Here is a 7,514-nt window from a genome sequence, read left to right as displayed (position 1 = left end):
AAGGTCGAGCTGTCGGTGGTATCACCATCGGTGGTGACATAGTGGATAGCCGGTACATCGCCATTGTAGTCGGCGACTGGAGTAAAGGTGTAGCTGCCGTTGCTGTCGAGGCTAAAGCTGCCAATCCCAGCAATGGTGATCACAGAGCCATCGGCGCTGTAAACCGTGGCGTCATCGCCAATGGTAAAGCTGGTGACGGTGACTGGACCATCAACACTGCTGGTGCCGGTGAGCACGCTGTCGGTGATCGAGCCATCTTCATTGACGCTGTGGGTCTCATCGGCATCGGTGTAGCTGTCATCCTGCGCATTGATGTTGATGGTCAAGGTCGAGCTGTCGGTGGTATCGCCGTCAGTGGTGACATAGTGGATAGCCGGTACATCGCCATTGTAGTCGGCGACTGGAGTAAAGGTGTAGCTGCCGTTGCTGTCGAGGCTAAAGCTGCCAATCCCAGCAATGGTGATCACAGAGCCATCGGCGCTGTAAACCGTGGCGTCATCGCCAATGGTAAAGCTGGTGACGGTGACTGGACCATCGACACTGCTGGTGCCGGTGAGCACGCTGTCGGTGATCGAGCCATCTTCATTGACGCTGTGGGTCTCATCGGCATCGGTGTAGCTGTCATCCTGCGCATTGATGTTGATGGTCAAGGTCGAGCTGTCGGTGGTATCACCATCGGTGGTGACATAGTGGATAGCCGGTACATCGCCATTGTAGTTGGCGACAGGAGTAAAGGTGTAGCTGCCATCGCTGTCGAGGCTAAAGCTACCAATCCCAGCAATGGTGATCACAGAGCCATCGGCGCTGTAAACCGTGGCGTCATCGCCAATGGTAAAGCTGGTGATGGTGACTGGACCATCGACACTGCTGGTGCCGGTGAGCACGCTGTCGGTGATCGAGCCATCTTCATTGACGCTGTGGGTCTCATCGGCATCGGTGTAGCTGTCATCCTGCGCATTGATGTTGATGGTCAAGGTCGAGCTGTCGGTGGTATCGCCATCGGTGGTGACATAGTGGATCGCCGGTACATCGCCATTGTAGTTGGCGACAGGAGTAAAGGTGTAGCTGCCGTTGCTGTCGAGGCTAAAGCTGCCGACACCAGCAATGGTGATCACAGAGCCATCGGCGCTGTAGACCGTGGCGTCATCGCCAATGGTAAAGCTGGTGATGGTGACTGGACCATCGACACTGCTGGTGCCGGTGAGCACGCTGTCGGTGATCGAGCCATCTTCATTGACGCTGTGAGTCTCATCGGCATCGGTGTAGCTGTCGTTCTGCGCATTGATGTTGATGGTCAAGGTCGAGCTGTCGGTGGTATCACCATCGGTGGTGACATAGTGGATAGCCGGTACATCGCCATTGTAGTTGGCGACAGGAGTAAAGGTGTAGCTGCCGTTGCTGTCGAGGCTAAAGCTGCCGACACCAGCAATGGTGATCACAGAGCCATCGGCGCTGTAGACCGTGGCGTCATCGCCAATGGTAAAGCTGGTGATGGTCACAGGACCATCGACACTGCTGGTACCGGTTAATACGCTGTCGGTGATCGAGGCATCTTCATTGACGCTGTGGGTCTCATCGGCATCGGTGTAGCTGTCGTTCTGCGCATTGATGTTGATGGTCAAGGTCGAGCTGTCGGTGGTATCGCCATCGGTGGTGACATAGTGGATAGCCGGTACATCGCCATTGTAGTCGGCGACAGGAGTAAAGGTGTAGCTGCCGTTGCTGTCGAGGCTAAAGCTGCCGACACCAGCAATGGTGATCACAGAGCCATCGGCGCTGTAGACCGTGGCGTCATCGCCAATGGTAAAGCTGGTGACGGTCACAGGACCATCGACACTGCTGGTGCCGGTGAGCACGCTGTCGGTGATCGAGGCATCTTCATTGACGCTGTGGGTCTCATCGGCATCGGTGTAGCTGTCACCGACTGGTGTCACTTCAAGTGTCAGTGTCGCACTCTCACCTGTATTGGTAGTGTAGGTAATAACAGGGACTTCACCGTTCCAGTTGTTGAATGGTGTGAAGGTGTAAGAGCCATCTTCATTGATGACGATTATGCCACCTTCTATTTCTGCTGACTCACCTGCAGTGTAGGTATTACCGCTAACGCTGTATTCAGTAACGGTTAATTCGTTATCTACATCAGTGTCATTAGTGAGTACGTTGCCTGTTGCTGGAGTATCTTCTTCAACCGTATTGGTGTCATTACGTGCAATGGTTGGATCGTCAACTGGTTTAACTTCAAGCGTTAGCGTTGCTGTTTCACCTGTATTGGTGGTGTAGGTAATAACAGGAACTTCACCGTTCCAGTTATCACTTGGCGTGAATGTATAGCTACCATCTGAGTTGATAACTAGTTCGCCACCTTCAATTTCAACCTTGCTCCCAGCTGGATACTCTAAGCCTTCGACTTCAAAGGAGCCGACAGTTAGCTCATCATCTAGGTCTGAGTCGTTATCTAGAACGTTGCCAATTGCAACTGTATCTTCATTAATCGTCTGAGTGTCATCTTGGATGAGACTCATTAAGTCGTAGTCTTCAGTCGTAGATGCTTGGCCGCGTTCACCGTTATGGCCAAAGCCATGAACAACAGCGTCAACCACAGTGTCTGCATCTAGTAACAGCTCAGAGCCTTCCACCGTTATTGAGAAACTACCATCTTCGTTCATGAGAGTTTGGTAGTCAGTGCCGTTTATGGTGATGACAATGATGCCTATGGTGATTGCGGCATCTGCGTTGACGGTACCTGTAATGGTTATGCTTTGCTGGCCTTCGTCACTGGTAATTAGGTTATCACCGGTAATTGGATCTAGATCGATGCTGACATCCGCATTTGCTGGGCTGTCGTTATCGAAAATACGTAAGGTACCCTGTGAGTCAGCTAGCTGTGCGTTGGTTGGTTCGGACAGATTGATTAGGGCAAACTCAGGGTTTGGATTTTCTACAATGAGATCATCGACAATTGGCACTGTAATAAACGCCGTGGTTTGTCCTGGGAGGAAAGTCACCGTGCCTGAAACTTCGATAAAGTCTTCACCAAAGAGTGCCGATAGCTCTTCACTAGAGTAATTCACGGTAATAATTTCGTCGCTTGGCTCACTCAAGCTTAGGGTAAATACCGCGTTTTCCATGCCTTCGACTGCGATAGCATAGTCTATGTTAATCAGCGGTAGATCACTGCCTGCTGCATCATTATCAAAAATGGCAAATTGCAGAAGTTCATCGTAAACGTTCTCGCCTGTGACTGTCGCTCTAAAGTATTCAGTCGGCTCGATTTTTGCGTCGTCAAAAATAGGTACGCGGATCATCACGCTGCTATTTCCAGCTGATAATTCAAAGCCAAATACTGGTCGAGGAATGCTGCCGCTATAGTCGATAGAGGTGACGGTCATTGCCTGCCAAGTTAAGCCACCATCATTTGAATACTGGATTGGAACCGTATAATCATCGGCGTACTCAGCAATAGGAATGCCTAATTGTTCGCTTAGAAGTTCGCTGGTAAAAGTGATTTCTAATAAGGAGTCTTCTTCAAATACAAGTTCGCTGTTGATTGTGAACTGATTGAAGCCATCGCCTTCAGAAACATCTGGAATGTCAGCTGATAGGTGTGACTTGAATTGATCTTGAGTCGATGAGGTTACTTCTCTAAATGCGGTCCAATCTTCAACACGATAATCGAGCGTTAGTCCCTCTAGGTCATATTGGTCTACGCCGTCATTCAAGATGATGGCGTAGTTTCCGTCTCCTAAGTCAACTAAGGTTCCGATATCTTCAAAGTCAGCACTTAAACGTACATTTTTTACGACTAAGTTTTCGGTAATAACTTGGTGAGCTGTGGCGCCTTTAAGTAAGTCTTCTGCTGAAAAAGTAATTTGTCCATCTAGCTCGTTATAATTATACGTGACTAGACCACCAGGTACTTCAAGCACGTCAACGGTTCTTTCGTCTGCAGCGTCAGGGGCTCGATCGCCCGCTAGCTCTTCAATGGTATCGGCAACGTGACCCATGGCTAGGCTTTCGAAAACATTTTGTTCGTCTACAGAGCGCTCTGAATCACGAGTAAACTCAATCCCAAGTTGTGCTAGTACTTGAGATAGCATCTCTTTACCCGCCGTGGCAATATTGAGTGGCTCGCCAGTGGTTGGGTCGATGTAATTGCTTAATGCATCATGGATCGAAGTAGATATGTTGATGTTTGAACCATAGCTTGCATCGAGATTGTTCAGGCTATTGGTTTGCAAGATCCCGTCATCAGTACCATCGGAAAGATCGTTATCGAGTGCCTGTAGAAAAATAGCCATGTTTTCTACGTAATTGAGGTTGCTATCGGCTAGTGAAGTGCCTGCTATATCTTGTAAAAATAAGATTGTTCCTTGAATCGAATCGGCACTAAAGTTCGCTATAGTGACATTACCTATGGTGAAGGTAATAGTATCGCCTTCACGGTAACTAAAGGAGCCATCTGATCCTGAATCTCCGGTAAATCCAGTAAGGCCAGACGATGTCGTGTAGGCAACGCCGTTCACAAAGTTATCGGTAAGCTGAGCTGTTTGAATAGAGCTGTCTATAGCTGCATCTGTGTCTACATCTATATCTGTATTAGTGCCATTTAACGATAGGTTGGCAACTAATGGTGATGTAATTTGTCCAGCTGTATCGTGGCCAGCATTGGCTAGGGTTTCCGCACCACCACGAGCAATTGAAACATGGCTTGAACCGCCTTCATTTCCAGCTTGGTTACCCGCAGCTGTATCTGGTCCGTCGGTAGGATCTTCACCAGAGGCGATTAACGCTTGAATTTCTTCGATTTCACTTAAGGCTTCGTCTTCTGCGGATGGAGAGGTATTAGCGGAGGTCGAATTGGTTTTTAACAACTCGTTATTGTCATCTGACGAGGATGAAAGAGAGCTACCATCGTCCAATAATATTTCGATATAACTATCTTCCGCTATCGATATGTTGGTCCCGGCAGGAACTAATTCACCTTCACTAAGCTGCTTAAGGTTGCCGTTAATATTAGCGGTCACCATGCCATTTAGGTTTTGAATATGTCCAGCTTGTGTTGTGATGATCGATTTCATTGCCATGCTCCCTGCAAAAGACAAACTGTTGCAAATGCGAAATTAAAGTTACCTCGTGTTGCGCAATGTTATCGGAGTGGGTGCGCTTGGTCAATTTATTGACACTTTGTTCATGGTTTTTATGAAAGTGTTAAAGTCGAGGTGCCAGCGAAGGAGGAGGAAAATAAGGCAAAGACCACTAGATATAGTGGCCTTTGTTTTAGTATCGACTAATTTAGTCGGTATATAGAAACTTTCGACTGATTATCAAGGTATGTTGAGGCCATCATCAGCTTGTTCGTAAGGAGGAACAAACGGCGTGGTGTTTGGATCAACAATTAATGCTTCATCATTAATAAGTTCAGTAATAATGACATTTGCATCAGTTGATGCATAAATACTAGATAGATCTACACCGTCAAGAACAATCATCACGCTGCCTGTCCCGGTTCCTAGCCCATCCGCATCGATAGTTATTGTTGTACTACCTCCTTGGAAGGTGAAAGAGAGGAAGTCTTCTAGGTTTCCATTCTCTTCATTAATAAGAAGATCGGAGAGATCTAAAACATCAATATCATGATTGAAGTTATATACGGTATCGGTACTGCCATCAGCAGTATCAAGTTCCCAAACGAAGAAATCTCGTTCACCGTCATCGCTACCATTTAATTCGCCTCCATTAAGGCTATCGTTTCCTTGGCCACCAGATATGTAATCTCTACCTACGCCTCCGTCTAGCAGATCATCTCCTATACCACCGATGACAAAGTCATTACCTTCTCCTCCTTCAATATTGTCATTGCCAGAGCCACCAACGAGTTCATCATTGCCTGCTAACCCTTTTACTATGTCATTACCGTCTCTACCAAAAATACGGTCATCTAAATTCGCGCCAGTTAAAGAATCTGTATTGGTACTACCAAAAATTAGGTTGTTGATGTTGTCGGCTCCGATAATGGTAATGGAGTCATCTGCAATCTGCTCATGTGTAAAGATGGCTTCAACAAATCGAGCCTGAAAGTTACCGCCATTACTATCTAGATAAGTTAGGCGCCAAGTATCATTAGCTGCGACAGGGTTCGCAATAATGTAGTCTGCTAAAGAGGTCTCGGTTGGATCGCCATTGCCATTGAGGAGGAAAATTGCAGAGTAATCGACTTCGGCTTTCATAAGTCCTGAGTCAGCGTCATATGACCAGGTGACAATACCATCCCCATCATTATCAGGAATAACCTCGAAGATGGCATTACCAATCGTCAGTCTTGCTGATACCTCCATTTCTCGGGCGGCACCAGCATTGGTGTTGGCACCTCGCTCGTTAATGGGGATCGGGATATTTACAGGAGTCTGTTGAAAATCAGTAAATAAGAGTAATGAACCACTAGCTGGATCTGAATTGAGGGCATTAGCAAACAACTCTGTTATTGCCAAATCTGTTTCCTGAGGATTACCTGAAGTCAGTGGGCTAGAGCCATCACCAATCTGTACCGTTTGAGCTGCTAACCCATTAGCTGGGACTGAATGAATGATAAACTCGCCATCGACAGAATCGGTTCCAGAGTTAACTTGGAATGTGAAAGCAAGATCGACTTGATAATCAACATCGCCATTGTCTCCTGGTACGTATACTAAGGTTTCTAGTTCTGAGGCACTTAGTATTGGGGGGGAGTTAAAATCAATCAGTGACAGTGTTATATCGCCGTCGGCCAGATAATAAACGTTACCTAATTCAACATCAGGATCTAACCCCGGTGTTAGTAGCTCTATTTGTAGATTTGAAACTGTTATTTCATCATTAACGTCAACATCTGTTGGTTGAGTTAGTAGTAATGGATAACCACTTAAATAGGGATCGGTGATTTCGTTATGAGATGCTGGTAGCCAAACCTCTTGAGTGAAATTACCCTCAATAGAATCGTTTTCACCGTTAATTGTAATGGTGACTTTTTCGGTGTCATAAGCTCCGTATGTGTCAGTGACAGTCACGGCAAAGCTTAAGCTAATTGACTCAGTCACTCCAAGAAACTGTATTAGATCATTGGAAACACTGAAATCCCAGCTGTCTTGATCTGCAGAGAAACCATCTATAATTTGATTTATTTGGTCTTGAGTTAGCACTAAGCTTAAATCACCACCGCTCCAAGCAATATCTCCATTGTAATCAGCGCTGACAGATGCTGTATCATTAGTGTCCACGTCGGTAAAGCTGAGAACTCCACTATCACTGATTAACTGATTAACGACATCGAGATCCTCTGTTACTTCTCCTGATGTTTCCGCTGTTAGATCGGGAATATCGTTGGTACCCATCAGGGTAATGGTCACGTCTTGCTCTGCATAGGCGCCGTAATCGTCCGTCACGCGCACCGTGTAAGTGAGGACGACGACTTGGCCTTCAAACAGGCTATTGGCTAAGTCATTATCTAGGGTATAGGTCCATAGGCCGTTGTTATCAAC

General features: G+C 46.8%; 2 protein-coding genes. Both read right to left on the bottom strand.

Going from position 1 to position 7,514, the window contains the following annotated elements; translation table 11 throughout:
• Positions 1–5,078: retention module-containing protein (locus tag Q1A86_RS20925; protein ID WP_299811371.1), on the bottom strand; the 5,078-nt coding region annotated here is incomplete at its 3' end.
• Between the two features lie 246 nt (positions 5,079–5,324).
• Positions 5,325–7,514, bottom strand: a 2,190-nt coding sequence (locus Q1A86_RS20920) for a VCBS domain-containing protein (protein WP_299811368.1), incomplete at its 5' end; no start/stop codon positions are given.

Source organism: uncultured Shewanella sp., assembly GCF_947497935.1.
Taxonomy (GTDB): Bacteria; Pseudomonadota; Gammaproteobacteria; order Enterobacterales; family Shewanellaceae; genus Shewanella.
The sequence above is the reverse complement of the archived record's forward strand: the minus strand, read 5'-3'. Positions and strand labels throughout refer to the sequence as shown.